The 25,646-nt window shown below is 71.8% G+C and carries 21 protein-coding genes; 5 read left to right on the top strand and 16 right to left on the bottom strand.

Annotated elements, in window-relative coordinates:
- Nucleotides 1-172 precede the first annotated feature (172 nt).
- Nucleotides 173-2,689, bottom strand: coding sequence for an aminopeptidase N (pepN, locus tag ACIP4Z_RS30180; RefSeq protein ID WP_401313418.1), 2,517 nt, complete (start codon nt 2,687-2,689; stop codon nt 173-175).
- Nucleotides 2,690-2,828: 139 nt separating this feature from the next.
- On the opposite strand from pepN, the gene ACIP4Z_RS30185 reads away from it, so the two are divergent.
- On the top strand, nt 2,829-3,758 hold the full coding sequence (locus ACIP4Z_RS30185) for a hypothetical protein (protein ID WP_355333984.1): 930 nt from the start codon (nt 2,829-2,831) through the stop codon (nt 3,756-3,758).
- A 187-nt stretch (nt 3,759-3,945) separates the two neighbouring features.
- Here ACIP4Z_RS30185 and ACIP4Z_RS30190 read toward each other — a convergent pair whose 3' ends face one another.
- From ACIP4Z_RS30190 to ACIP4Z_RS30245, 12 genes are all read right to left on the bottom strand, one after another.
- Complete coding sequence (locus ACIP4Z_RS30190) at nt 3,946-5,409, bottom strand: glutamate synthase subunit beta (protein WP_355333986.1); 1,464 nt, start codon at nt 5,407-5,409, stop codon at nt 3,946-3,948.
- The gene (gltB, locus tag ACIP4Z_RS30195; RefSeq protein ID WP_401313422.1) at nt 5,402-9,967 is read right to left on the bottom strand and encodes a glutamate synthase large subunit; all 4,566 of its coding nucleotides are present in this window, start codon (nt 9,965-9,967) and stop codon (nt 5,402-5,404) included. Before gltB ends, ACIP4Z_RS30190 begins: the two co-directional genes overlap by 8 nt.
- A gap of 420 nt (nt 9,968-10,387) precedes the next feature.
- On the bottom strand, nt 10,388-11,119 hold the full coding sequence (locus ACIP4Z_RS30200; protein WP_401313425.1) for a VIT1/CCC1 transporter family protein: 732 nt from the start codon (nt 11,117-11,119) through the stop codon (nt 10,388-10,390).
- A gap of 176 nt (nt 11,120-11,295) precedes the next feature.
- Nucleotides 11,296-12,261, bottom strand: coding sequence for a prolipoprotein diacylglyceryl transferase (gene lgt, locus ACIP4Z_RS30205; protein WP_401313428.1), 966 nt, complete (start codon nt 12,259-12,261; stop codon nt 11,296-11,298).
- Nucleotides 12,262-12,416: 155 nt separating this feature from the next.
- Nucleotides 12,417-13,226, bottom strand: a complete 810-nt coding sequence (locus tag ACIP4Z_RS30210; protein WP_355333997.1) for a thioredoxin domain-containing protein — start codon at nt 13,224-13,226, stop codon at nt 12,417-12,419.
- 128 nt (nt 13,227-13,354) lie between these two features.
- Nucleotides 13,355-14,176, bottom strand: a complete 822-nt coding sequence (gene trpA, locus ACIP4Z_RS30215; protein ID WP_355334000.1) for a tryptophan synthase subunit alpha — start codon at nt 14,174-14,176, stop codon at nt 13,355-13,357.
- Nucleotides 14,173-15,444 (bottom strand): tryptophan synthase subunit beta, encoded by a 1,272-nt coding sequence (gene trpB / locus ACIP4Z_RS30220; RefSeq protein WP_355334003.1) that lies wholly within the window; start codon nt 15,442-15,444, stop codon nt 14,173-14,175. The genes trpA and trpB overlap by 4 nt, the downstream gene beginning before the upstream one ends.
- 91 nt (nt 15,445-15,535) lie before the next feature.
- Nucleotides 15,536-15,715, bottom strand: coding sequence for a tryptophan biosynthesis modulator TrpM (trpM, locus tag ACIP4Z_RS30225; RefSeq protein ID WP_391159730.1), 180 nt, complete (start codon nt 15,713-15,715; stop codon nt 15,536-15,538).
- A gap of 708 nt (nt 15,716-16,423) precedes the next feature.
- Nucleotides 16,424-17,230 carry an indole-3-glycerol phosphate synthase TrpC gene (gene trpC, locus ACIP4Z_RS30230; RefSeq protein ID WP_355334006.1) on the bottom strand — a complete coding sequence of 269 codons (807 nt, stop codon included), beginning with the start codon at nt 17,228-17,230 and terminating at the stop codon, nt 16,424-16,426.
- Nucleotides 17,231-17,390: 160 nt separating this feature from the next.
- Nucleotides 17,391-17,864, bottom strand: coding sequence for a DUF2752 domain-containing protein (locus ACIP4Z_RS30235; protein ID WP_401313435.1), 474 nt, complete (start codon nt 17,862-17,864; stop codon nt 17,391-17,393).
- 87 nt (nt 17,865-17,951) lie between these two features.
- On the bottom strand, nt 17,952-18,251 hold the full coding sequence (locus ACIP4Z_RS30240; RefSeq protein WP_355334011.1) for an HGxxPAAW family protein: 300 nt from the start codon (nt 18,249-18,251) through the stop codon (nt 17,952-17,954).
- Between the two features lie 128 nt (nt 18,252-18,379).
- Nucleotides 18,380-19,135, bottom strand: coding sequence for a TIGR02234 family membrane protein (locus tag ACIP4Z_RS30245; protein ID WP_391159732.1), 756 nt, complete (start codon nt 19,133-19,135; stop codon nt 18,380-18,382).
- Between the two features lie 386 nt (nt 19,136-19,521).
- Here ACIP4Z_RS30245 and ACIP4Z_RS30250 point away from each other — a divergent pair, with 386 nt between their 5' ends.
- Nucleotides 19,522-20,748 (top strand): peptidase S8, encoded by a 1,227-nt coding sequence (locus ACIP4Z_RS30250; protein WP_401313462.1) that lies wholly within the window; start codon nt 19,522-19,524, stop codon nt 20,746-20,748.
- Between the two features lie 112 nt (nt 20,749-20,860).
- On the opposite strand, the gene ACIP4Z_RS30255 is transcribed toward ACIP4Z_RS30250, so the two are convergent.
- Together ACIP4Z_RS30255 and hisI are read right to left on the bottom strand one after the other, a co-directional pair.
- Complete coding sequence (locus ACIP4Z_RS30255) at nt 20,861-22,384, bottom strand: anthranilate synthase component I (protein WP_355334017.1); 1,524 nt, start codon at nt 22,382-22,384, stop codon at nt 20,861-20,863.
- Between the two features lie 9 nt (nt 22,385-22,393).
- The gene (gene hisI, locus ACIP4Z_RS30260; RefSeq protein ID WP_391044019.1) at nt 22,394-22,807 is read right to left on the bottom strand and encodes a phosphoribosyl-AMP cyclohydrolase; all 414 of its coding nucleotides are present in this window, start codon (nt 22,805-22,807) and stop codon (nt 22,394-22,396) included.
- A gap of 117 nt (nt 22,808-22,924) precedes the next feature.
- Between hisI and ACIP4Z_RS30265 the strand changes: the two genes are divergently transcribed.
- From ACIP4Z_RS30265 to ACIP4Z_RS30275, 3 genes are all read left to right on the top strand, one after another.
- Nucleotides 22,925-23,869: a hypothetical protein gene (locus ACIP4Z_RS30265; protein ID WP_355334020.1), complete on the top strand. Its 945-nt coding sequence runs from the start codon at nt 22,925-22,927 to the stop codon at nt 23,867-23,869.
- 65 nt (nt 23,870-23,934) lie between these two features.
- Entirely contained in the window at nt 23,935-24,567 is a 633-nt protein-coding gene (locus tag ACIP4Z_RS30270; protein ID WP_355334023.1) for a TIGR03085 family metal-binding protein, read from the top strand.
- Nucleotides 24,568-24,720: 153 nt separating this feature from the next.
- Complete coding sequence (locus ACIP4Z_RS30275; protein ID WP_401313442.1) at nt 24,721-25,116, top strand: hypothetical protein; 396 nt, start codon at nt 24,721-24,723, stop codon at nt 25,114-25,116.
- 33 nt (nt 25,117-25,149) lie between these two features.
- On the opposite strand, the gene ACIP4Z_RS30280 is transcribed toward ACIP4Z_RS30275, so the two are convergent.
- Nucleotides 25,150-25,644 (bottom strand): FBP domain-containing protein, encoded by a 495-nt coding sequence (locus ACIP4Z_RS30280; RefSeq protein ID WP_391159740.1) that lies wholly within the window; start codon nt 25,642-25,644, stop codon nt 25,150-25,152.
- Nucleotides 25,645-25,646 lie beyond the last annotated feature (2 nt).

The raw sequence follows: 25,646 nt of genomic DNA on the forward strand, positions 1-25,646 counted from the left end.
GCAAAGCAACCGCCCTGGGGCGCGAGGTCGCGCAGTTCCCCGCGCCCCTGGAAAGACCGGCGTGCCGCCTAGCGCAAGGGAACCGTCCTGGGGCGCGAGGTCGCGCGGGTCCCCGCGCCCCTAAAAGATCGGCCCACCGGGCCCGGTGAAGGAGCCTTCTTGGGGGGCTGGGCTACCAGGTGGACCTGATGCGCGCGGCACGCGAGAGGTCGTCGAGGCGGTCGGTGAGGGCACGGCGGAGAGCGGGGATGAGGGTGGGGTCGGAGAGAGCGGTGCGGCCGAGTTCGAGGGCGGATTCGGTGACGACCTCCGAGGGGAAGCCGTAGCGGCTGATGGCCTCGGCGATGGCCGCGCCGCGACGGCCGGTGACGGCGATGGCGTCGGGGTAGAAGCGCGGGACGAACGGGCTGAGCAGGGCGTCCTGTTCGGGGTGCCAGAAGCCCTGGGCGGTGGCCGCGAAGAGGTAGTTGGACAGGGTGTCGTCGTGGAACATCGACGCCCAGGCGGCCTCCTTGGCCGCCTCGTCCGGCAGGGCGGCCCGGCAGCGGGCGGCGCCCTCACGACCGGTGCCGCTGGGGTCGCGGGCCAGCTCGGCGTCGATGTCGGCGGCGGTGGCGTGCCCGAGGACGGCGAGCCGCAGCAGCGCCTTCCAGCGCAGCTCGGCGTCGAGATCCGCGGCGCCGGGAATCTTGCCGTCGTCGTACCACTCGCGCAGTACGGCCGCCTCGCCCGCGGTGACGGCGCTGTCGATGAGGGTGCGGGTGGCGGTGAGCCGGACCCCGGGGCCGCCGTCGGCGAGCAGCGCCCGGCTGGTGGCGGCGAGCTTGCCGAGGGCGTCGGGGCGCAGCGCCGGGTCGAGGTAGCGGTCGGCGACCTGCGTACGCGCGAAGGTGAGGACCGCCTCGACCAGCGCCGGGTCGGTCTCGGCGGGCAACTGCCGTGCGACCAGGGCCAGATAGTCGCGCGGGGCGATCTTCGCGTCGCGTACGAGATCGCGGGCCGCGCACCAGGTGACGGCCCGGCTGAGCGGTTCGGGCAGCCCGCTGAGCGTCTCCTCCAGCGTCTCCCAGGTGTGTTCGTCGAAGCGGACCTTGGCGAAGGAGAGGTCGCCGTCGTTGAGCAGCACCACATCGGGCCGGGAGCCGGGCAGTTCGTGCGCGCTGACGGCGGCGTTCGCGTCGATGTCGACGGTGAGCCGTTCGCGCGGCACGAGCCGCGCGGGGTCGTCGGCGGCCCGGTCGTACAGGCCGACGGCGATCCGGTGCGGGCGGTCTCCGCTGTGGCTGATCTCCAGCCGCCAGCCGCTGTCGGAGGTGGCCACGGTGGCGGGCGTCAGCGTGTCGACGCCGCTGGTGCGCAGCCAGGCGGCGGCCCAACCGGGCACGTCGCGTTCGGTGGCGCCGGCCAGCGAGTCGATGAAGTCGGCGAGGTTGGCGTTGCCGAAGCGGTGCCGGGCGAAGTGCTCGTTGATCCCGGCGAGGAAGTCCTCCTGGCCGAGCCAGGCCACGAGTTGGCGCAGCGCGGAGGCGCCCTTGGCGTACGAGATGCCGTCGAAGTTGTTGAGCGCGGAGGCGGTGTCGGGGACGGCCTCGGGGTCGGGGGCCACCGGGTGGGTGGAGGGCCGCTGGTCGGCGTCGGTGCCCCACGCCTTGCGGGCGACGGCGAAGTCGGTCCAGGTGCCGGTGAAGTCGGTGGCCTCGGAGAGGACTTGGAAGCCCATGTACTCGGCGAAGGACTCGTTCAGCCAGATGTCGTCCCACCAGCGCAGCGTCACCAGGTCGCCGAACCACATGTGCGCCATCTCGTGCGCGATGACGACGGCCCGGAACTGCGCCTCGGTGGGCGTGAAGGCCGAGCGGAAGACGAACTCGTCGCGGAAGGTGACCAGTCCGGGGTTCTCCATCGCGCCCGCGTTGAACTCGGGGACGAACGCCTGGTCGTAGGAGTCGAAGGGGTACGGCTCCGCGAACAGCTCGTGGTAGCGGTCGAAGCAGCGGCGGGTGATGTCGAACAGCTCGTCGGCGTCCCGGTCCAGGTGCGGGGCGAGCGAGCGGCGGCAGTGCAGGCCGAAGGGCAGCCCGGCGTGCTCGGTGCGTACCGAGTGCCAGGGTCCCGCGGCGACGGCGAGCAGATACGTGGAGATCGGCGGGGTCGCGGCCATCGTCCAGCGCCCGTCGCCCGCGGGCGTCTGGCCGGTACGGGAGGTGAGCGCGTTGCCGAGGACCGTCCACTGCGGCGGCGCGGTCACCGTGACCTCGAACACGGCCTTGAGGTCCGGCTGGTCGAAGGCGGCGGCGACGCGCTGCACGTCTTCCATGAAGAGCTGGGTGTAGACGTACGTCTCCCCGTCGGCGGGGTCGGTGAAGCGGTGCATGCCCTCGCCGGTGTGCGAGTACCGCATGTCGGCCTCGACCCGCAGTTCGTGGTCCCCGGCGGCGAGGCCGGGCAGCGGGAGGCGGTTGTCGTCCAGCGTGGCCGGGTCGAGTTCCGTGCCGTCGAGCACGACGCGGCGCAGTGCGGCGGGCTTGAGTTCCGCGAAGGTGTCGCAGGCGCGGTCGGCGGTGAAGGTGATCACCGAGGTCGAGCCGAAGACGTCCTCCCCTCGGGTGAGATCGAGGTCGATCGCGTAGTGGCGGACGGTCAGATCGCTGGCGCGGGTCTCGGCCTCGGCGCGGGTCAGAGCAGGCATGTCGCACATGCTGCCGCACGTCGGCGGCTCCGTCACCTGGTACCCCCGCGAGGCCGCCGCCGCGGGACGCCGAGGCCGCCGATGGCGGCGACAACGGCGCGGGCCGACGCGTAGGCTCGGTGGGTACGGGGAGGTGTTCATGGCCGAGCAGGCTGGACCCAGCGCGTCGTCGACGGCCGGTGGCGGGGCCATCGTGCACGGTTTCCCGCACATCGACACGGTGCGGTCCGCGCTCACCGCGCTCTACCGGCGGCTGTCGGGCGACGGGGTGGCCAGATTCGCCACCAGCGTCCATCCCGAACTGGTGGACTTCCCCGCGGACGAGGACCTGTATCTGGGCGCGCAGCGGGTGGCCCGCGTCATGGTGCAGCACTTCCGGCTGCCGGACGCGCGGATGGTCGTGAGCTTCCGCGACATGGTGCACGCGGGCAATGTGGAGCTGGCCGCGGGGCCCGAGTACTTCATCGAGCTGCACTCGCGGTTCAGGACCGACCGGCGCGATGTCGGGGCGGCGCTCGCCCACGAGGTCATGCACGTCTACCTGCACCGGCTCGGTCTGGAGTTCCCCGGCACCCGGGACAACGAGATTCTGACCGACACCGCCACCGCGTATCTGGGCGCGGGCTGGCTGCTGCTGGACGCGTACCGCGAGGAGGCCGCGATCCGCGGCGAGCGGCTGATGATGTCGGCGTACAAGCTCGGCTATCTCACGCCGGAGGAGTTCGGCTACGTGCTGGCCAAGCGCGCGGCGGCCTTCGGCGACGACATCGAGCCGTGGTTCCGCAGCGCCCAGGCCCGCGACGCCTATCGCGCGGGGCTGGCCCGCGCCCAGCAGGACGTGCGCCGCGCTCCCCTGGCCGCGTCGGGCTGGGCGGCCCGCCGACGGTACGCCAAGGACCGCCGCGCGCTGGCCTCCGGCCCGGACTACACGTTCGAGGCCGCGCCCTCGGGCACGGTACGGGTCTCCTTCCCGTGCCCCACCTGCTTCCAGCGCATCCGCGTCCCCTGCCGGGGGCGCCTGCGCGCCCGGTGCGCCCTGTGCAAGACGGAGCTGGACGTCGACACGTGACCCTGCCGGGGGCGCGCTGTTCGCACGGCGGGTTCGTGCCCCAAAGAACGCGGCACCGCCCCGCCGCGAGGGGAAAAGCACAACGCCCGCCTCCTTGGTCGGGGAGTGGCGGGCGCTGCGGTGTTGCGCGCTCCGCACGCCATTGTGCGGAGCGGGGTGGGACAGTCGGGACCGTCCGGACGCGACGTCAGACCATGAGGGGCCGGTCGGTCGGGCGGATGGGGGCGTGCAGGGCCGAGGCCAGGCCGGTGAGGTAGGAGTCGACGGCCTTCGCGGCGGAGCGGCCCTCGGCGATGGCCCAGACGATGAGCGACTGGCCGCGCCCGGCGTCACCGGCGACGAAGACACCGTCGACGTTGGTCGCGTACGAGGCGTCGCGCGCGATGTTGCCGCGGGCGTCCAGCGCGAGACCGAGCTGGTCGACCAGGCCGTTGGACTGGTCGGTGCCGGTGAAGCCCATCGCGAGGGTGACCAGCTCGGCGGGGATGACCCGCTCGGTGCCCTCCTGCGGGACGAACTTCCCGTCCTGGAAGGCCACCTCGACCAGGTGCAGCGCCTTGACGTTGCCGTTCTCGTCGCCCTCGAACTTCATGGTGTTGACGGCGTAGACCCGCTCGCCGCCCTCCTCGTGCGCCGAGGTCACCTTGTAGACGGCGGGCATCGTCGGCCACGGTTGGCCCGCGGGCCGGTCGTCGGACGGCCGCGGCATGATCTCGAGCTGGGTGACCGAGGCCGCGCCCTGCCGGTGGGCGGTGCCGACGCAGTCCGCGCCGGTGTCGCCGCCGCCGATGACGACGACGTGCTTGCCCTGCGCGGTGATCGGCGGGGAGACGAAGTCGCCCTCCTGCACCTTGTTGGCCAGCGGGAGGTACTCCATCGCGAAGTGGATGCCGCCCAGCTCACGGCCGGGTGCGGGCAGGTCGCGGGAGACGGTCGCGCCGGCCGCGATGACCACCGCGTCGTACCGCTTGGCGAGCTTGGCCGCGTCGAGGTCGACGCCGATCTGCACTCCGGTGCGGAATTTGGTGCCCTCGGCGCGCATCTGCTCGATGCGCCGGTTGATGTGCCGCTTCTCCATCTTGAACTCGGGGATGCCGTATCGCAGCAGTCCGCCGATCCGGTCGGCGCGCTCGTAGACCGCGACGGTGTGCCCGGCGCGGGTGAGCTGCTGGGCGGCGGCCAGGCCCGCGGGGCCCGAGCCGATCACGGCGACGGTCTTGCCGGACAGCCGGTCCGGCGGCTGCGGGGTGACGTCGCCGTTGTCCCACGCCTTGTCGATGATGGTGACTTCGACGTTCTTGATGGTGACGGCGGGCTGGTTGATGCCCAGCACGCAGGCCGACTCGCACGGCGCGGGGCACAGCCGCCCGGTGAACTCCGGGAAGTTGTTGGTGGCGTGCAGCCGCTCGCTGGCCTCGGTCCAGTCCTCGCGGTAGGCGTAGTCGTTCCACTCGGGGATCAGATTCCCCAGCGGACAGCCGTTGTGACAGAACGGGATGCCGCAGTCCATGCAGCGTCCGGCCTGCTTGCTGATGATCGGCAGCAGGCCGCCGGGGACGTAGACCTCTTTCCAGTCCTGCCGGCGCTCCTCGACCGGGCGGGTCGGAGCGGTCTCACGCGGGGTGGTGAGGAAGCCCTTGGGGTCAGCCATTTGCCGCCTCCATCATCTTCGCGGTGGTCTCGGACTCGGAGAGTCCGGCCTGCTCGGCGGCGTTCTTGGCGGCGAGCACTGCCTTGTAGTCCCTCGGCATGACCTTGCCGAAGCGGGTGAGGGCGCCGCCCCAGTCGGCGAGCAGCCGCTCGGCGACGGTGGAGCCGGTCTCCTCGAAGTGGCGGCGCACGACATCGTGCAGCCACGTGATGTCGCCCGCGTCCAGCGACTCGACGCCGACCATCCCGAAGTTGACGGCGCCGGGGTCGAGGTCGAGGACGTAGGCGATGCCGCCGGACATACCGGCCGCGAAGTTGCGCCCGGTGGCGCCGAGGACGACGGCCCGGCCGCCGGTCATGTACTCGCAGCCGTGGTCGCCGACGCCTTCGGAGACGACGGTCGCGCCGGAGTTGCGGACGCAGAACCGCTCGCCGGTACGGCCGCGCAGGAACAGCTCGCCGCTGGTCGCGCCGTACGCGATGGTGTTGCCCGCGATGGTGGAGTACTCGGCGAGGTGGTCGGCGCCGCGGTCGGGGCGGACGATGACCCGGCCGCCGGACAGGCCCTTGCCGACGTAGTCGTTGGCGTCGCCTTCGAGCCGCAGGGTGACGCCCCGGGGCAGGAACGCGCCGAAGGACTGGCCGGCGGAGCCGGTGAAGGTGACGTCGATGGTGTCGTCGGGCAGGCCCGCGCCGCCGTACTTCTTGGTCACCTCGTGGCCGAGCATGGTGCCGACCGTGCGGTTGACGTTGCGGATCGGCACCTGCGCGCGGACCGGGGCGCCGGACTCCAGCGCCTCGGCGGCGAGCCGGATCAGCTCGTTGTCCAGGGCGCGGTCCAGGCCGTGGTCCTGCTCGACGGTACGGTGCAGCACCGCGCCCTCGGGCAGCTCCGGCACGTACAGCAGCGGGGCGAGGTCGAGGCCCTGCGCCTTCCAGTGCTCCACGGCGTGGTCGGCGTCGATCAGCTCGGCGTGGCCGACGGCTTCCTCGATGGAGCGGAAGCCCAGCTCGGCGAGGATCTCGCGGACCTCTTCCGCGATGAACTCGAAGAAGTTCACGACGAATTCGGGCTTGCCGGTGAAGCGGTCGCGCAGCACCGGGTTCTGGGTGGCGACGCCGACCGGACAGGTGTCGAGGTGGCAGACGCGCATCATGACGCAGCCGGAGACCACCAGCGGCGCGGTCGCGAAGCCGAACTCCTCGGCCCCGAGCAGCGCGGCGATGACGACGTCCCGGCCGGTCTTGAGCTGGCCGTCGGTCTGCACGACGATACGGTCCCGCAAGCCGTTGAGCAGCAGCGTCTGCTGGGTCTCGGCCAGGCCCAGCTCCCAGGGGCCGCCCGCGTGCTTGAGCGAGGTGAGCGGCGAGGCGCCCGTACCGCCGTCGTGTCCCGAGATCAGGACGACGTCCGCGTGGGCCTTGGACACACCGGCCGCGACGGTGCCGACGCCGACCTCGGAGACCAGCTTGACGTGAACGCGCGCCTTGGGGTTGGCGTTCTTCAGGTCGTGGATGAGCTGGGCGAGGTCCTCGATGGAGTAGATGTCGTGGTGCGGCGGCGGCGAGATCAGGCCGACGCCCGCGGTGGAGTGCCGGGTGCCGGCGATCCACGGGTAGACCTTGTGGCCGGGGAGCTGACCGCCCTCGCCGGGCTTGGCGCCCTGGGCCATCTTGATCTGGATGTCGTCGGCGTTGACCAGGTACTCCGACGTCACGCCGAAGCGGCCGGAGGCGACCTGCTTGATGGCGCTGCGCCGGGCCGGGTCGTACAGCCGGTCGGCGTCCTCGCCGCCCTCACCGGTGTTGGACTTGCCGCCGAGCTGGTTCATGGCGATGGCGAGCGTCTCGTGCGCCTCGCGCGAGATCGAGCCGTACGACATGGCGCCGGTGGAGAAGCGCTTGACGATCTCGGAGACCGGCTCGACCTCGTCGATCGGGACCGGGCCGCGGTCGTTCTTCAGCCCGAACAGGCCGCGCAGCGTCATCAGCCGCTCGGACTGCTCGTTCACCCGCTGCGTGTACTGCTTGAAGATGTCGTAGCGCCGGGTGCGGGTGGCGTGCTGGAGCCGGAAGACGGTGTCGGGGTCGAACAGGTGCGGTTCGCCCTCGCGGCGCCACTGGTACTCGCCGCCGATGTCGAGCCTGCGGTGCGCGGCGGCGATGCCGGACAGCGGGTACGCCTTGGCGTGCCGGGCGGCGACCTCCTGCGCGACGACGTCGATGCCCGCGCCGCCGATCTTGGTGTCGGTGCCGTGGAAGTAGCTGTCGACGAAGTCGGACTCCAGGCCGACCGCCTCGAAGACCTGCGCGCCGCGGTAGGAGGCGACGGTGGAGATGCCCATCTTGGACATGACCTTCAGCACGCCCTTGCCGAGCGCCTTGATCAGGTTCTTCAGCGCGGTCTCGACCTCGACGCCGGGCAGGAAGGTGCCCGACCTGACCAGGTCCTCGACGGACTCCATGGCCAGGTAGGGGTTGACGGCCGCGGCGCCGTAGCCGATGAGCAGCGCCACGTGGTGCACCTCGCGCACGTCGCCCGCCTCGACGAGGAGGCCGACCTGGGTGCGCTGCTTGGTGCGGATCAGGTGGTGGTGCACGGCGGAGGTGAGCAGCAGCGACGGGATCGGCGCGTGCTCGGCGTCGGAGTGCCGGTCGGAGAGCACGATCAGGCGGGCGCCGTCCTCTATGGCGGCGTCGGCCTCGGCGCAGATCTCGGCGAGCCGGGCGGCCAGTGCCTGGCCGCCGCCGGTGACCCGGTAGAGGCCGGACAGGGTGGCGCCCTTGAGCCCGGGCAGGTCGCCGTCGGCGTTGACGTGGATGAGCTTGGCCAGCTCGTCGTTGTCGATCACCGGGAACGGCAGGGTGATGTTGCGACAGGAGGCCGGGCTGGGTTCCAGCAGGTTGCCCGACGGGCCGATGGTGGAGATCAGCGAGGTGACCAGTTCCTCGCGGATGGCGTCCAGCGGCGGGTTGGTGACCTGCGCGAAGAGCTGGGTGAAGTAGTCGAAGAGCAGCCGGGGGCGCTCGGAGAGCGCCGCGATCGGCGAGTCGGTGCCCATCGAGCCGAGCGGTTCGCCGCCGGTCCTGGCCATCGGCGCGAGGATGATCCGCAGCTCTTCCTCGGTGTAGCCGAAGGTCTGCTGGCGGCGGGTGACCGAGGCGTGGGTGTGCACGATGTGCTCGCGCTCGGGCAGGTCGGAGAGGTTGATCAGCCCGGCTTCCAGCCAGTCGGCGTACGGGTTCTCCGCGGCGATGCCCGCCTTGATCTCGTCGTCCTCGACGATCCGGTGCTGGACGGTGTCGACCAGGAACATCCGGCCGGGCTGGAGGCGGCCCTTGCGGGTCACCTTCTCCGGGGCGATGTCCAGGACGCCGGACTCGGAGGCGAGCACGACCAGGCCGTCGTCGGTGACCCAGTAGCGGCCGGGGCGCAGGCCGTTGCGGTCCAGGACCGCGCCGACGACGGAGCCGTCGGTGAAGGTGACGCAGGCCGGGCCGTCCCAGGGCTCCATCAGCGTGGAGTGGTACTGGTAGAAGGCGTGCCGCGCCGGGTCCATCGACTCGTGGTTCTCCCACGCCTCGGGGATCATCATCAGCACGCTGTGCGGCAGCGACCGGCCGCCGAGGTGCAGCAGTTCCAGCACCTCGTCGAAGGACGCGGTGTCGGAGGCGCCGGGCGTACAGATCGGGAAGATCCGCTCCAGGTCGCCGCCCTGGCCGCCGCCCGCCGGGCCGAAGAGGTCGCTGGCGAGCTGCGACTCGCGGGCCCGCATCCAGTTCCTGTTGCCCTTGACGGTGTTGATCTCACCGTTGTGCGCGACGAATCGGTACGGGTGGGCGAGCGGCCAGCTCGGGAAGGTGTTGGTGGAGAAGCGCGAGTGGACCAGCGCGATGGCGGTGGCGAACCGCGGGTCGGACAGGTCGGGGAAGAACGGTTCGAGCTGTCCCGTGGTCAGCATGCCCTTGTACACGATCGTGCGGGCGGACAGCGACGGGAAGTACACGTCGGCCTCGCGCTCGGCCCGCTTGCGCAGGACGAAGGCGGGCCGGTCGAGGTCGATGCCGGAGGCGGCGCCGGCGCTGTCGGCGACGAAGAGCTGCGAGAAGTACGGCATGGTCGAGCGGGAGGTGGTGCCCAGCAACTCGGGGGCGACCGGGACCTCGCGCCAGCCGAGTACGGTCAGGCCCTCTTCCGCGGCGATCCGCTCGATGGCGTCGACGGCCTTGGCGCGGTCCTCGGTCTCGACCGGGAGGAAGGCGAGGCCGACCGCGTAGTGGCCCTGGTCGGGCAGCGCGAAGCCGGCGGCCTCGCGCAAGAAGGCGTCCGGGATCTGGAGGAGGATGCCCGCGCCGTCACCCGAGTCGGGCTCGGCGCCGGTGGCACCACGATGCTCCAGATTGCGCAGAACGGTCAGCGCCTGCTCCACGAGCCCATGGCTCGCCTCGCCGGTGAGGGTGGCCACGAAACCGACGCCACAGGCGTCGTGCTCGTTGCGGGGGTCGTACATCCCCTGCGGGGCGGGGCGCCCGTCCATGAACGCGGAACGCGAACGCATGGCTCTCCCGTCGTCGTCTTTGGCTTGTATGCATTGCCTGTTCCCAGGCATGCGCAACAGGGACGACGTTGGCCCTCTGCGATTTCGTGCAGGTTACATGATGGACGAGTGTTCGAGAAGCGGATACTCAGTTCCAGCATGTGGACATGATGAGGGGTGGAGCGAACAGATCAGGCCAGCGCCGTGTCGGAGGTTTTCCGGCCGGGTCCAGCGCGCCACCGGGCCGCTTTCTGCCGGTGCGCCACCGGGTAATGCCCCGTGCGACGGCTACTGAAACGACGGGGAAACATGAGGCTTGTGGCCGCTGGTTTCCTGTGGGTTTCCCGAGTCCGGTGGAGCGGGCGCACGGCACATCGCCGATCACCCGATCGGACCAGTGGGCCGACCGCACCGGTCGGCCGTTCAGACCGTTCGGAGTGGTCAGCCGACCGCTGTGCCGATAAGCGCGCCCAATACGAAGGTAACCCCGCCGGCCGCCGCACCCAACAGCAGCTGCCGAACCCCGCTGTACCACCAGGAACGCGCGGTCACCCGGGCCACGGCCGCACCACAGCCGAACAGTCCGGCCAGCGCGAGGACGGCCGCGGGCCACAGCGAGTCGCCGCCGAGCAGATACGGCAGTACGGGCAGCAGGGCGCCCAGCGCGAAGGCGACGAAGGAGGAGGCCGCCGCGACCAGCGGCGACGGCAGGTCGGTCGGGTCCACGCCCAGTTCCTCGCGGGCGTGTATCTCCAGCGCCCGCTCCGGGTCGACGGAGAGCTGCCTGGCCACCTCGCGGGCGAGCTTCGGCTCCACACCGCGCGAGACGTACAGCTCGGCCAGCTCCCGCAGCTCCGCCTCCGGGTGGCGGCGCAGCTCGATCCGCTCGATCTCCAGCTCGGCCTCGACCAGCTCCCGCTGGGAGGCCACCGACGTGTACTCCCCCGCCGCCATCGAGAAGGCGCCCGCCGCCAGGCCCGCGAGCCCGGTCACCACGATGGCGCGCGACGAGACGTCGCCGCCCGCCACTCCCGTCATCAGCGCCAGATTCGACACCAGGCCGTCCATCGCCCCGAACACCGCCGGGCGCAGCCAGCCGCCGCTCACGTCACGGTGCGAGTGGTGCGGTACGTGATACGGCGCCGCCGTCGTCTCCTCGACAGCCGTTGACATCCGTCCCCACCCCTCCCCAGGCAGCCTCCCGCGAGGCCGCACGACCACGAATCCATTCGACCGTACGCTCGAATGCGATGCGCCGCCAGCAAGGAAAGCCTGCCCTGACCTGCCCTTTCTCCTCCTGGAGAAGGTGCGCCGCCACTACGCGTGACGTGCTCTTCAGGGGCGCGAGATCAGAGCGTCTCGGAGGCTCGCTTCGGGTCGACGGAACCGACGGAAGCCTCGTCCTCGACGGAGGAGGAGTCGACCGCGTCGTCCGCGTCCGCTTCCGGGTCGGACGACGGCGGCGAGGCGTCGTCGGGGCCTTCGCCGGAGGCGAGAGGCTCGATGTTCTCCTCGCGGCCGGGCCGCTTGCGGCCGACGACGACGAGGTACACGACGGCGCCGATGAAGACGACGATCGCGGTCCAGTCGTTGAGCCGCATGCCGAGGATCTGGTGGGCGTAGTCCACGCGCATGTGCTCGATCCAGGCGCGGCCCACCGTGTACGCGGCGACGTAGAGGGCGAAGGCCCGCCCGTGGCCGAGCTTGAAGCGGCGGTCGGCCCAGATGACCAGCAGGGCGACGCCGACGCACCACAGGGACTCGTACAGGAACGTCGGGTGGTACGTGGCGATGTCCGGCGTGCTCTCCGGCCGGTGCGCGGGGTCGATCTTCAGGCCCCAGGGCAGCGTGGTCGGGCCGCCGTACAGCTCCTGGTTGAACCAGTTGCCCCAGCGGCCGATCGCCTGGGCGAAGGCGATGCCCGGCGCGATGGCGTCGGCGTAGACCGGCAGCGCGATCCCCCGGCGGCGGCAGGCGATCCAGGCGCCGAGCGCGCCGAAGGCGATGGCGCCCCAGATCCCCAGGCCGCCCTGCCAGATCTTGAAGGCGTCGACCCAGTCCTTGCCACTGGTGAAGTACAACTCGTAATCGGTGATCACGTGGTACAGCCGGCCGCCGACCAGACCGAAGGGCACCGCCCACACGGCGATGTCCGCGACCGTGCCCGCCCGGCCGCCGCGGGCGATCCAGCGCTTGCCGCCGAGCCATACGGCTACGAAGACACCGATGATGATGCAGAACGCGTAGCCGCGCAGCGGAATGGGTCCGAGGTGGACGACTCCGTGCGACGGGCTGGGAATGAATGCGAGTTCCATGGCAATGACCGACGCTACCTTGCCGGGCGGGAAGTGCGGCAACCCGCCCGGCTACGTATGGATAACGGCCGGGACTCCTCCGGCCCCTCCGGGGGAATCCCCGCGGACGCCGAAAGGCCCGGAATCAAGCCTCGGCAGGCCCCTCAGCGGGCCTGTCAGGAGGCCGGAGCGGTGGTCACCGCACCCGCCTTTTTGCCCTTGTTCGCGTCGGTGACCATCTGCTTCAGCGAGTCGGGCGTGAGGTTGCTGCCGCTCCCGTAGACGCTCTTGCCGTTGAGCAGGATCGTCGGCGTCGAGTTGAAGCCGGACTTCCCGAAGGCGCTGTTCGACGCCTTCACCCAGCTGTTGTGGGTGCCGCCGTTGACGCACGCGGTGAAGGTCGGCGTCTTCAGACCGCTGACCTTGCCCGCCAGGTCGAGCAGGTGGTTCTTGTCGGAGAAGGTGTCGCTCTGCTCCTCCGGCTGATTGTCGTACAGCACATCGTGGTAGGCGCGGAATTTGCCCGCGTCCTGGGCGCAGGCGGCGGCATTGGCGGCGTTCAGCGAGCCGGAGCCGCCGAGATTGCCGTCGATGAGCGTCACCAGGTGGTATTCGGTGCGGATCTGCCCGCTGTCCTCAAGGCTGTGGATGGTCGGGGTGAACGCCTTCTCGAAGGCGTCGCACGCCGGGCAGCGGAAGTCCTCGTAGATCGTCAGCACCGAGGGCGCGTCGGCGGCGCCGACGGGGATGACGAGATTGTCCTTGCCAATGGCGCCCTTGGGCGCGGCGGCCGGGGTGGAGCCGCCGCCGCTGTCCTTGTGGTCGGCGACCACCACCCCGATCACGGCGGCGATGGCCAGCACGGCGACCACCGCGCCCGCGACCACCATGGTGCGCCTGCGTCGGGCGCTGGCCTTCTCTTTTTCACGCTGTTCGTACAGGGCCTCGCGGGCGCTGCGCTTTCCGTCTCGGTTCTTCTGGCTCACATCCCTGACCAACGGTGCGGGAGGGCACTTCAGCGCCTTCCCGCACCGCGATTCGCCCCATCGTGTTACGCCGGGGCCGGTCGTACGGGGCGCGGCCGGTTTCTTTCGTACGGTCGCGGCCGGTGCCGTCAGCCGCGCTTGCGGACGCCCGCGGCCAGTTCCGCCGCCAGTTCCCGTACGGCCGTGAGGGCCGCGGGCAGGTCGCCGTCCGCGTCGAGGATGCGCTTGACGAAGGCCGAGCCGACGATCACACCGTCGGCGAAGGCCGCGACCTCGGCGGCCTGCACCGCGTTCGACACGCCCAGGCCCACGCAGACCGGCAGGTCCGTGGTGGCGCGGGTGCGGCGCACGAGGTCGGACGCCTGCTCGCCGACGCTCTCCCGCGTGCCGGTGACACCCATCAGGGAGGCCGCGTAGACGAAGCCGCTGCCCGCCGCGGTGATCTTCGCCAGCCGCTCGTCACGGCTGGAAGGGGCGACGACGAAGACGGTGGCCAGGCCCTGCTGCTCGGCCGCCTTCCGCCATCCCTCGGACTCCTCGACCGGCAGGTCGGGCAGGATGCAGCCCGCGCCGCCCGCCTCGGCCAGCTCGGTCGCGAACCGCTCGGCGCCGTAGCGGTCCACCGGGTTCCAGTACGTCATGACCAGCACCGGCTTGCCGGTGGCCTGGTGCGCCTCGCGTACGGTGCGCAGCACGTCGGCGATCCGCACGTGGTTCTTGTTGAGCGCGATGTCGTCGGCGGTCTGGATGACCGGCCCGTCCAGCACCGGGTCGCTGTGCGGCAGCCCGACCTCGACGATGTCCGCGCCGCCCTCGAAGGCGGCCTTCACGGCCTCGATCCCGCCGTCCACGGTCGGGAAGCCGGCGGGCAGATACGCCACGAGCGCGGCCCGCCCCTCGGCCTTGGCGTCGGCCAGCGCCCGGTCCAACAGCTCTACGTTCCCGCTCACTTGACCGCCACCTCGTTGTCCTCGTCGACCTCGGCGGTCGCGTCGTACAGCCCGAAGTAGCGGGCCGCCGTGTCCATGTCCTTGTCGCCGCGGCCGGAGAGGTTCACCAGCACCAGGCCCTCGGGGCCCAGCTCGCGGCCGATCTCCAGGGCCCCGGCCAGGGCGTGCGCGCTCTCGATGGCGGGGATGATGCCCTCGGTACGGGACAGCAGCCGCAGGGCCTGCATCGCCTCGTCGTCGGTGACCGCGCGGTATTCGGCGCGGCCGATGTCCTTGAGGTACGAGTGCTCGGGGCCGACGCCGGGGTAGTCCAGACCCGCCGAGATCGAGTACGGCTCGGTGATCTGGCCCTCGTCGTCCTGGAGGACGTAGGAGCGCGAGCCGTGCAGGATGCCCGGCTCGCCCTCGGTGAGGGTGGCCGCGTGCTCCCCGGTGGCCACGCCGTGGCCCGCGGGCTCGCAGCCGACCAGCCGGACCCCGGTGTCGGGCAGGAAGGCGTGGAAGAGGCCCATGGCGTTGGAGCCGCCGCCGACGCAGGCGACGGCGGCGTCGGGCAGCCGGCCGGTGCGCTCCAGGAGCTGGCGGCGCGCCTCGACGCCGATCACCCGGTGGAAGTCGCGGACCAGCGCGGGGAAGGGGTGCGGTCCCGCGACCGTGCCGAACAGGTAGTGCGTGCGGTCCACGTTGGCGACCCAGTCGCGGAACGCCTCGTTGATGGCGTCCTTCAGCGTCCGGCTGCCGGAGGTCACCGAGACCACCTCGGCGCCGAGCATCCGCATCCGCGCGACGTTGAGCGCCTGGCGCTGGGTGTCGATCTCGCCCATGTAGATCGTGCAGTCGAGGCCGAACAGCGCGCAGGCGGTCGCGGTGGCGACGCCGTGCTGGCCCGCGCCGGTCTCCGCGATCACGCGGGTCTTGCCCATCCGCTTGGTCAGCAGCGTCTGGCCCAGCACGTTGTTGATCTTGTGCGAGCCGGTGTGGTTCAGGTCCTCCCGCTTGAGGAAGACCCGTGCCCCGCCCGCCTGCTCGGCGAACCGGGGGACCTCCGTGAGGGCGCTCGGACGGCCCGCGTAGTTGGCCATCAGGTCGTTCAGCTCGGCCGCGAAGGCGGGGTCGGTCTTCGCCTTCTCGTACTCGACGGCCACCTCGTCCACGGCGGCGACCAGCGCCTCCGGGATGAACTTGCCGCCGAACGCGCCGAAGTAGCCCGCGGGGGTGGGGACGGATCCGTCCGGATCCGGATGGAAGAAGTCGTGCGTTTCTGACATGGGGTATCCCTGGCTGTGCGCCGTCAGGCGCGGGTGAAAGGGGGGACGCGTACGCGTGTCCGTGTCGTGCGTACGCGGCTGTGCTCGCGGCTCAGCCGCGGCGCCATCGCCTGCCGTTCACCTGGCCGGGCTCGCACCCGATCACATACCGCACCCGGCGCCCCAGCACCTTGCGCGCCGGCGCGCGGCAGCCGCGGGGGCGGCAACCGGGGGCGAGACGCGCGGCGAGGGACATGCGCCCGAGTCTAGCCCTCCGGGCAGGTCCCCCCATTCCATGCCCGGCCCCCGCGCGCGTTCAGCCAACACAGCGCCTCGCCTTGAGGACCCCGGTACCGCGCAGGGCCTCGCTTTGAGGGGCGCAGGAACTGCGCACCCAGCCCCCACCGGGCCGGTGGTCCGGACACCACCGAACTGCCCCACCGGGGCGGGTGGTGACCTGCGGGAGCATCGTGGCGGGCCGCGCAGTTCCCCGCGCCCCTCAAAAGACCGGCTCACCGCCCGGACGAAAGACGGTCGCCCCGTCAGGGGCGCGAGGAACTGCGCGAGCAACCCACCACCGGCCGGTGGTCCGGACACCACCGAACTGCCCCACCGGGGCGGGTGGTGACCTGCGAGAGCGTCGCGGCTGGCCGCGCAGTTCCCCGCACCCCTCAAAAGACCGGCTCACCGCCCGAACGAAAGACGGTGCGCCCCATCAGGGGCGCGGGGAACTGCGCGAGCAACCCACCACCGGCCGGTGGCCCGGCGACAACCGGACTGCCCCACCGGGGCGGGCGGTGACCTGCGAGAGCGTCGCGGCTGGCCGCGCAGTTCCCCGCGCCCCTGACGGGGCACGTCCTTGACGGGGAACCGCCCCGCGAGGTGCGGCTCACGCGCCCCTGACGGGGCACCGTCTCTCGCGAAGAACCGCCGTGCAAAGCGCGGTCGGGCGCCCTGGCGGGGCACCGTAAGGGGTGTGGGGCCCTCCCCCGGAGGGGGGTTAGCGGCCGAAGCGGAGGGCGGGATGGGCGCCGGCAGCCACAAGATCGGCGACCGCGGCACGCGGATCCTTGCCGGTGACGAGCGACTCGCCCACGAGCACGGCGTCGGCGCCGTCATTGGCGTAGGCGATCAGGTCGTGGGGACCACGCACCCCGGACTCGGCGATCTTCACGATGTGGTCGGGAATCTCGGGCGCGACGCGGGCGAAGTTCCCCCGGTCGACCTCAAGGGTCTTGAGATTACGCGCGTTGACCCCGATGATCTTCGCCCCGGCGTCCACCGCCCGCTCGACCTCCTCCTCGTCGTGCACCTCGACGATCGGGGTGAGGCCGATCGACTGGGCCCGCTCGACGAGCGAGACGAGGGCGTCCTGGTCGAGCGCGGAGACGATCAGCAGGGCGAGGTCGGCACCGTAGGCGCGGGCCTCCCAGAGCTGGTACGCGGTGACGATGAAGTCCTTGCGCAGGACCGGGATGTCGACCTTGGCGCGGACCGCTTCGAGGTCGGCGAGGGAGCCGCCGAACTTCCGCTCCTCGGTGAGGACGCTGATGACGGCGGCGCCGCCCGCCTCGTAGTCGGCGGCGAGCCCCGCGGGGTCGGCGATGGCGGCCAGCGCGCCCTTGGAGGGGCTGGACCGCTTGACCTCGCAGATCACCTTGACGCTGTCGCCGCGCAGGGCGGCCACCCCGTCCTTGGCATCGCGCGCCTTGGTGGCCCGCTCCTTGAGTTCGTCGAGGGTGACGCGGGCCTGCCGCTCGGCGAGGTCAGCGCGGACTCCGTCGATGATCTCGTCGAGCACACTCACGCGAGAGCTCCCCTTCCGGACCGGGTTCGTACAGCGAAATGATCAAGCCAATGGTGGGAACCACCGACACTCCGATGGTATCGGGCGCCGGGCGCAGCGCCCGCATCCGGGGATTCGCGGTCCCACCACCTGGACAAGCATGCCCCGGAAGGCGGGCGGGTCACGGGATCAGCGCCGCGCCGAACGGCAGGTTCCGGACAACGGTGAAGACCAGCGCCAGGGCGAGGAGCGCCTTCCCGTACGCCGGGCGCAGCACGGGTTCGAACGGTCTGCCGCGCAGCCTGCGGGTGAACCAGACGGCCCACACGACGGCGAAGACGACGTATCCGGCCACCGCGAGCGCGTTGCAGCCCAGCGCCGTGCCGAGGTGGCCGTGGGCGACGGCGTGGGCGCTGCGCAGGCCGCCGCAGCCGGGGCAGTAGATCCCGGTGTAGTGCAGCAGCGGGCAGGCCGGGTAGTGGCCGGGCGTGTTGGGGTCGACGGCGCCGACGTACGCGAAGGCGCCCGCCACCGCGCCGAGGAGGGCGAGCGGTACGGCGGCGCGCGAGAGCGCGCCGAGGGCCGCTCCGGGAGCCGTCCCGCGCGCCGCCGCGGGGGCCCGGCCTGCGGCCCGACCTGCTGTGTCGTGAATCACATCGCCGATTCTGCCCCCGGACGCACGAAGGCGCAGCGCGCGGACCCGGAGGTCGGCGGCTGCGCCCGGCGGGCGGGACCGGTGGGGTCAGGCGCTGGCGGGCGCCTCAGCGGGCGACTCCGTGTGCGTCGTCCCCTCCGGGGTGCGGACCTCCTGCGCGGCGTGGGCGCGGGCGACCCGTACCTCGGGTGACTCCTTGCTGCCCAGGCCCATGAGCTTCATCGCACCGCCGACGACGGGGCCGAGCAGTATGACGCCCATGCTCGCCCAGAAGGGGACCGGCTGGGCGGCGACCATGAACACGCCTCCGGCACAGAAGCCGATGAACGAGATGATCGAGCCGGTCCACGCGGCGGGGGTGTGGCCGTGGTCGTGATGGACCGCCATGAGTGCTCCCTGAATCCTCTCGGTCGGCGGCGTCCTTTCGCCGCCGACTTCGTCTTCCATTGTTGCGCGTGTTCCGGGGTTGCCGTGCACGGGGGTGGAACGGGCGGTCGCGGCACGCGCGGGACCGGTCAGCCGGGGGCCTGCGTGGGGTCCTCGCCCCGGTCCAGCGCCTTCCACAGGTCCTCGGCCCGGTCGGGGTCGATCGGCGCGGGCGCGGCGGCGGCCCTGCCGCGCAGCGAGGGGCGGCTGCCCGGCCGGTCGTAGCGGCTGGACATCGCGGGCCAGGCGTGGCCGTAGCGCAGTGCGAGCAGGCCCGCGAGGAGCAGCAGGACGCCGCCGGCGACGGCGACCAGCGGCCAGCCGGTGGTGCTCGTGTGGCCCGCGGTGGCGCGGGTGAGGCCGGACGCGGCGGCGGCCCGTTCGTTGAGGGCGCCGGTGGCCGCGCGGCGGGCGAGCACGACGACGACCACGCCGAGGCCGGAGAGCGTGAGCAGCCCGGAGACGACGTAGCGGCCGATCCGGCGCACGGCGAAGACGGCGACGAGCGCGGCCAGGCCGACCAGGGCCAGCGCGCCGGGCAGCGCGGTGGCCTGGCTGCCGGTGGCGTGCACCGGGAGGGTGCCCTGGCCGAAGGCGACGGTGCCGCGCGCCCAGGTCTTGCCCGCCGCGAGCAGCACGACGCTGGCGCCGATCACGCCGCACGCGAGCGCGACGGCGAGGACGCGCGTGGCGGTGCGCCGCGCGGCCGAGGGCGCGGCACCGGGGCCGGTCCCGCGTTCGGGCCCGGCTTCGGTCGCCCGGCCGGGTTCGACCCCGGTCTCGCGGTCGGTCGCGGCTTCGGTCTCGACGGCTTGGTCAGCGCGGGGCTGAGGGACGGCACTCACCCCACCACTATCGCCTGTCGGTGCGGCGGCCCGTCCGGCGGGGGCACCGGGCGGCCGGACCGGGGGTCGCGGCGCGCGGCTGAAAACACGCCGTGGCGATCGGTCCCGAATGGTCACGAAGCGGTACGGAACGGCCATCGCATACCACACCGGGACGACTCGATTTCACACCTGCCGGGAGGTCAGCACCAGGCAATGCCTTGCCCAACTCCCTTATGCCACAAGTAAAGCGGAGGTATAGCTTCCAGCCCCCTCCTTGTTGGCGTGCGCTCGTCACCATACGTTCTCGGCCGTCCCACTGATGTCAACTCGCACCAATGGCACCACCTGTCACGCATCCCACAAGCCCCCGGTTCACCCCCCACAGGAGGCAATAGTTGCGTTCGATCACCCTCACACCCACCGCCCGCCGCACCGCGCTCGCGGTCACCGCCGCCGCCGGACTGGCCCTGTCGGGGCTGGCCCTGGCGCCGTACGCCGGTGCCTCCCCCGCCGCGCACGGCGTCAGCACCGCGCGCTCCTGCGCCGTCAGCACCCATCCGGACGTGATGGCGTGCAAGGCGCTCAAGGTCACCCAGGGCGTCAACACGCTCAAGAAGTCCACCGGTTCGGTGAACCCGGCCGCGGCCCCCTCCGGCCTCGGCCCGGCCGATCTCCAGAGCGCGTACGCCCTGCCCTCCTCCGGCGGGTCCGGCGCGACCGTGGCGATCGTCGACGCGTACGACGACCCCAACGCCGAAGCGGATCTGGCCACTTACCGCTCCACGTACGGCCTGCCCGCCTGCACCGCCGACAACGGCTGCTTCTCGAAGGTCGGCCAGTCCGGCAGCGCCTCCTCGCTGCCGAGCGCCGACGCGGGCTGGGCCGAGGAGATATCGCTCGATCTCGACATGGTCAGCGCCGCCTGCCCCGACTGCCACATCCTCCTGGTCGAGGCCGACGACTCCTCGATGACCAACCTGGGCGAGTCCGTCAACACCGCGGTGTCGCTGGGCGCGAAGTACGTCTCCAACAGCTACGGCGGCGGCGAGTCCTCCTCGGACCCGTCGTACGACAGCTCGTACTTCGACCACCCCGGTGTCGCCATCACCGTCAGCGCCGGTGACAGCGGCTACGGCGCCGAGTACCCGGCCGCCTCCCAGTACGTCACCGCCGTCGGCGGCACCTCGCTCACCAGCGACTCCTCCAGCCGCGGCTGGACCGAGTCCGTCTGGACGGGCACCGGCTCCGGCTGCTCCTCCTACGACGCCAAGCCGTCCTGGCAGACGGACGCCGACTGCGGCAAGCGCACCATCGCCGACGTCTCGGCGGTCGCCGACCCCGCGACGGGCGTCGCCGTCCACGACACGTACGGCTCGGACACCGGCTGGGAGGTCTTCGGCGGCACCAGCGCCTCGTCGCCGCTGATCGCGGCCGTCTACGCCCTCGCGGGGGCGCCCTCGGCCGGGTCCTACCCCGCCTCGTTCCCCTACGCGCACGCCGACGCGCTCAACGACGTGGCCGGCGGCTCGAACGGCTCGTGCGGCGGCTCGTACCTGTGCACCGGCGTGAGCGGCTTCGACGGCCCGACGGGCCTCGGCACGCCGAACGGCACGGCGGCCTTCGCGGGCTGACGGCACCCACACGGGCGCGAGGAACCGCGCGACGAGCCACGACGCGCACGCGCGTCGTGGCTCGTCGCTCACGCCTGTCGAAGACCGGCTGACCGCCTCCGGAAGGCGACCGTCACAGGCGGTTGGCCGTGGCCACCGCGCGCAGGACGGCGGCGGCCTTGTTGCGGCACTCGGTGTCCTCGGCCACCGGATCGCTGTCGGCGACGACACCGGCCCCGGCCTGGACGTAGGCGGTGCCGTCGCGGAGCAGCGCCGTACGGATGGCGATGGCGGTGTCGGAGTCACCGGCGAAGTCGAGGTAGCCGACGCAGCCGCCGTACAGACCGCGCCGGGACGGCTCCAGCTCCTCGATGATCTGCATGGCGCGCGGCTTGGGGGCGCCGGAGAGGGTGCCCGCGGGGAAGCAGGCGGTGAGCACGTCGAAGGCGGTACGGCCCTCGGCGACCTGGCCGGTGACGGTCGAGACGATGTGCATGACGTGGGAGTAGCGCTCGACGGACATGAAGTCGACGACCTCGACGCTGCCGGGTTCGCAGACGCGGCCCAGGTCGTTGCGGCCGAGGTCGACCAGCATCAGGTGCTCGGCGCGTTCCTTGGGGTCGGCCAGCAGTTCCTCGGCGAGCGCGGTGTCCTGTCGCGGGGTGGCGCCGCGCGGGCGGGTGCCCGCGATCGGGTGGACCATGGCGCGGCCGTCCTCGACCTTGACCAGGGCCTCGGGGCTGGAGCCGACGACGTCGAAGTCGCCGCCCTCGCCGCCGGGGAAGCGGAAGAGGTACATGTACGGGCTGGGGTTGGTGGCCCGCAGGACGCGGTAGACGTCGAGCGCGCTGGCCGTGCAGGGGGTCTCGAAGCGCTGCGAGGGGACGACCTGGAAGGCCTCACCCGCGCGGATACGTTCCTTGATGTCGTCGACCGCGCGCTGATAGGCGGCGCCGCCCCACAGGGCGGTGTATTCGGGCAGTTCCGACGGCGGCAGCTCGACGGGGACGTATTCGACCGGCTTGGCCAGGTCGGCCTGCATGGCGTCGAGGCGGGCGACGGCGTCCGCGTGGGCCTCGTCCACCCCGGTGTCGCGGTCGTTGTGGTTGATCGCGTTGGCGATCAACAGGACCGTGCCGTCCCAGTGGTCGAGGACGGCGAGGTCGGAGGTGAGCAGCATGGTCAGTTCCGGCAGCCGCAGGTCGTCGCGGGTCCGCTCGCCGATCCGCTCCAGGCGGCGCACGATGTCGTAGCCGAGGTAGCCGACCATGCCGCCGGTGAAGGGCGGCATCCCCGCCGCCAGGTCGCGCGGGGTGTGCAGGGCGTCGACGGTGACGCGCAGCGCCTCCAGCGGGTCGCCGTCGACCGGGACGCCGACCGGCGGCGTGCCGAGCCAGTGCGCCTGGCCGTCGCGCGCGGTGAGCGTGGCGGCCGACCGGACGCCGACGAAGGAGTAGCGCGACCACGTCCGGTCTCCCCCGGAGCCTTCGGCCTGGGAGGTGCCTCCGTCCGCCGACTCCAGCAGGAACGTTCCCGTCCGCTCCCCCGCGAGCTTGCGGTACAGCCCGACCGGAGTGTCGCCGTCGGCGAGCAGCCTGCGCGTCACGGGAATCACCCGGCGGTCGACCGCCAGCTTGCGGAAGGTCTCAAGGTCCATGAGCCGAGATTAGTGGTCACGGCCGGGCGCCGGGAGCGGCCGGTACGGCGAAGGGCGGACCGGCTGGCCGAGCGGCAGCACGTCGGCGTCGAAGCACGTGCGGTCGCCGGTGTGGCAGGCGGCGCCGACCTGGTCGACCTTCACCAGCAGGGTGTCGCCGTCGCAGTCCAGTGCGACGGACTTGACGTGCTGGACGTGGCCCGAGGTGTCGCCCTTGACCCAGTACTCCTGGCGGCTGCGGCTCCAGTAGGTGCAGCGGCCTGTGGTGAGGGTGCGGTGCAGGGCCTCGTCATCCATCCACCCCAGCATCAGCACTTCACCGGTGTCGTATTGCTGGGCGATGGCGGGTACGAGTCCGTCGGCCGTGCGCTTGAGGCGGGCGGCGACTGCTGGGTCGAGTGCGGTGGCGGGCATGGTGACCATTCTGCCGCCGAATATCAAGAACTCGAAAAGGGTCAATAACCGGCAAAGAGGGCAAGTGAGTTGACCACCATCCGGTTGTCGCTCGCTCATGTCACCCGTATGGGGCATCCTGCCTGCATGGGTTTTCCACCACCGCCGCAAGAAGGACCGCCGCCGCCTCCGGATCAAGGAGGCGGTTTCGGGCCACCGCAGGGCTTCGGCCCCCCTCCTCCCCCGCCGCCCGCTGACGGCGGCTATGGCTATCCGCAACAAGGCGGCGGTCAGAACTACGGTTATCCGCAGGAGCCGACGCAGGCCGCGCCGGGTCCTTACGGCCAGCAGGGCTACGGTCAGCAGGGCGGCTACGGCCAGCCGGGCCCGCCCGGACCGCCCGCCCCGCCCGGTGGCTACGGCTACCCGCAGGGCCCCGGCGGCTACCCGCCGCCCCCGCCGCCGCCGAACAACACCAAGCGCAATGTGCTGATCGCGATAGCCGCGGTCGTGGTGATCGGCGGTATCGGCACCGCGGTCGCCGTCTCCGGTGGCAGCGACAGCAAGAACGACGCGAAGCCGACGCCGTCGATCAGCGGTCTGCCGTCAGGACTGCCGTCCATGCCGTCCTTCACGGAGCCGACGCCCAGCTTCACGCTGCCGTCGGACACCCCGACCTTCGACACCCCGACCGACGACCCGTTCACCGACTTCCCGAGCATCACCCCGACCGAGAAGGTCGTGCCGTACGTGGTGCTCTCGCCGGGCAAGTGCTTCGACGCGCCGACCCTCACGCCGACCGTCGACACGGTGACCACCAAGTCGTGCAGCTCCGCGCACGACGGCCAGGTCGTCGCCAACGAGACGCTGTCCGGCACCTTCAGCACCGACTCGGAGATCCAGTCGAAGGCGCTGGAGCTGTGCACGGCCGACGCCAAGAAGCACCTTCCCGCGGACGGGCGGCTGTACTACCCGTACGCGCTCTTCCCGAAGCTGACCACCTACGAGCTCCAGGGCCGCAAGACGGTGACCTGCTCGCTCACGCTCAACAACGGCACCAACAGCAAGAAGCTCTACGCTCCGCTGGGCTGACGCCTCACGGGGGCGGCAGGGGCGGGGAGCGGACGTATCGGCCAAGGGGCCGTTAATCTGGGGTCATGTCGACACATGCCCAGCGCGAACGTCTGCTCCTCGCCGATCTGCTGGAGCAGTCAGGACCCGACGGCCCGACGCTGTGCGAGGGCTGGTCCACCCGCGACCTGGCCGCGCACGTCGTGGTACGCGAACGGCGCGGTGACGCGGCGGCGGGGCTGGTCATCCCGCAGCTCAAGGACCGTGCGGAACGGGTCCGCAAGGAGTACGCGCGAAAGCCGTACGAAGAGCTGATCCAGCTCATCAGGACCGGGCCGCCGCGGATGTCGCCCTTCACCATCAAGCAGGTGGACGAGGCTTCCAACACCGTCGAGTTCTACGTCCACGCCGAGGACGTCAGGCGTGCCACGCCCGACTGGACGCCGCGTGCCATCGACCCCGTCTTCGCCGACACGCTGTGGGCGCGGCTGGAGCGTGCCGCCCGGCTCGCGGGCCGCCGCTCCCCGGTCGGCCTGGTGCTGCGCCGCCCGAACGGCCAGACCGCCGTCGCCCGCAAGGGCTCTCCCGTGGTGACCGTGACCGGTGAGCCGTCCGAGCTGACGATCTTCGTCTTCGGCCGCCAGGACGCCGCCGAGGTCGAGGTGGACGGCGACAAGGACGCGGTGGCGCGGCTGTACGCGGCGAAGCTCGGACTGTGACGCGGTAGGCGGCAGCGCGTCCGCCGCCCCGGCGGGCGACAGCCCCTCGGCCCCGTCGGCCCCGGGCTTCTCACAGCGTGCTGTTGCCGGACACCACAGCGCTCGCCAGCACGGACAGGGCGGCGCGCTGCTCGTCGGTGAGGCCGGCCGCGAGTGCAGAACGCGCTGGGGAAGGTCGCGGCCGAACTGGGCCTGTCGGTCATCCACTACGCCTGGGGCGCGCCGACCGAGCGGGCCCTCCCCGCGCTGCTCACCCGCCGCACCGACCGTGCCGCCGTCCTCGACTGGATCCAGATCGGCTCCACGGCCGGACCCGACATCACCCTGCCGTCCTTCGTCCTGCGCGCCGCCAACCTCCGCGTCATGGGCAGTGGCCAGGGCTCCGTCACCGCCGCGGGCATCGTCGCCGAACTTCCTTCGCTGGTCGCTCGGCTCACGGCCGGGGTCTTCTCCGTCGCGGCCGACGCCGTATCCCTCTGCGAGGTCGAGCGCGCCTGGACGGCTCCCGTCGAGCCGGGCCGCCGGCTCGTCCTCACGCCGACCGCGTGACCCGGCTTCTCCGGCGCACCGCCGTTCGTCCGGCTAGGCGACGACCTTGGCGAGGAAGCCGTCGAGATTGCGGAGGGTGCGGGCGATCTGTTCGTCGAGGGTGAGGGTCTCCTCGAGCCGCTTGACCAGGGCGGAGCTCTTCTTGCCGCGGACGTAGAGGGAGCAGGCGAGGTCGGCGCACATGTAGAGGGCGACGGTGTTGCCCTGGCGGCCGGCGGCGCCCGCGAGCGGGGCCGCCAGGAGGTCGACGCCGCCGCCGGAGTGGCCGGTGAGGCAGAGGGAGCAGAGGCTGCTGCGCATCAGATTGCGCCGGGCGCCGGGGGCGATCCGCAGGACGATGCCCACGGGCTCGTCGCCGGGCCGCACCAGATAGGCGCGGTCGCGGGCGCCGGGGTCGCGCCAGCCGAGGAAGTCCAGGTCGCTCCACGGCAGGTCGCCCAGATCCCTGGGCAGGCTGATCCGCTTCGCCTCCCCCTTGGAGCAATTGACGAACGAGCCGCGAATCTCTGCATCACCGAGCGGGTCCATGA

Origin of the sequence: Streptomyces sp. NPDC088910 (assembly GCF_044749865.1) — a bacterium.
Taxonomy (GTDB): domain Bacteria; phylum Actinomycetota; class Actinomycetes; order Streptomycetales; family Streptomycetaceae; genus Actinacidiphila.